Annotated in this window: 1 protein-coding gene; it reads right to left on the minus strand. The window is 33.7% G+C overall.

All coding sequences use genetic code 11. From position 1 onward, the window contains the following. A partial coding sequence (locus GN138_RS15965) for a type IX secretion system membrane protein PorP/SprF (protein ID WP_157364986.1) occupies positions 1–255 on the minus strand: 255 nt, incomplete at both ends.

Raw genomic sequence — 255 nt, forward strand, 5'->3', positions numbered from 1 at the left:
ATTCTGTGTTCTCTGACAAATCAAATACATAACCACCCGTAAAGAAATAGTGTTGTGTTTCTGAACCTATCTTAAGACCACTATCATCTAAGTGAACTGAAGATAATAAGTTAGGTACAGATAATGATACGTAATACTTGTCTGTATAATAGAAGAAACCTGCTCCAATATTTGGGGTTACCTCATTTATATCTTGACTTAAAAAAGGGTCTGTAGGATCTACTACATCAATACCTGCTAAACCAATATCGTGAA

The sequence above is a fragment of the Winogradskyella endarachnes genome (assembly GCF_009741275.1).
Classification (GTDB): domain Bacteria; phylum Bacteroidota; class Bacteroidia; order Flavobacteriales; family Flavobacteriaceae; genus Winogradskyella; species Winogradskyella endarachnes.